The organism is Oleiphilus sp. HI0066 (assembly GCF_001635725.1).
In genome coordinates this window covers 1-807 of sequence record NZ_LWFH01000645.1, presented here as the reverse complement: position 1 = coordinate 807, position 807 = coordinate 1, and the positions used below count along the sequence as shown (strand labels likewise).

The window sequence follows — 807 nt, the reverse complement described above, 5'->3', positions numbered from 1 at the left end:
TCTTGGCGCCCGGTGTGCCGATGGCAAGTGTCCCGACGGCAATGCCGCCTGGCATTTGAGCGATTGATAGTAGTGAGTCAATGCCATTCAATGCCTTTGATTGAACTGGAACGCCTAAAACTGGGAGTTCAGTTTTTGATGCCACCATACCAGGTAGATGGGCTGCACCACCTGCGCCAGCAATAATGACTTGAATACCACGCTCGGCAGCAGAAGATGCGTAATCAAACAACAGGTCGGGTGTTCTGTGTGCAGACACAACCTGTGTTTCATAGCTCACGCCAAGAGTGTCGAGCATGTTCGCTGCATGCTCCATAGTGGGCCAATCTGATGTTGAGCCCATAATAATACCTACTTTCGCTTGCATGGTTTGACTCCTTAAAAACCGCTGCATTTCAGCTGATGGGGTGGGGTGCTCATCTTATTCATCGAATGAATACCATGCAAATGCTATTTAGAAATACCGATCATCACGATAGAATTTATCCCTAGGACAAGAGTGATAATAAAGAGGTTGTTTATGGATGGGTTAAGGCCTGAGCGCGATGAGTTAGATAGGTTTCAAGAGCGCTCTTCTGGCGTGACTGCTTCGAAAAAGTCAAAGCCAAAGAAAGCTGTCGAAAATGATAAGTCGCAAAAACAAGCTGGGAATTCAGGGCTTCCATTATTTATAGGGTGCTTTGCTCTAACTTTGGTGCTTTTTGCGTTTTTGGGTTGGGCATATTTAGAGCAGAAAAGAACGGTCGATGCGCTGAATAAAGATTTGTCGGAAGCGCTGGCATTCATTAACCAAAGTAAGCTTTCTAT

1 protein-coding gene and 1 pseudogene are annotated in these 807 nt (G+C 45.8%); one reads left to right on the top strand and one right to left on the bottom strand.

The window, feature by feature from the left end:
• Positions 1-367: 5-(carboxyamino)imidazole ribonucleotide mutase (gene purE / locus A3738_RS08210; protein ID WP_068763519.1), on the bottom strand; the 367-nt coding region annotated here is incomplete at its 3' end.
• A 153-nt stretch (positions 368-520) separates the two neighbouring features.
• On the opposite strand from purE, the pseudogene A3738_RS08205 reads away from it, so the two are divergent.
• Positions 521-807 (top strand): annotated as a pseudogene (locus tag A3738_RS08205) (hypothetical protein); the annotation flags it as partial.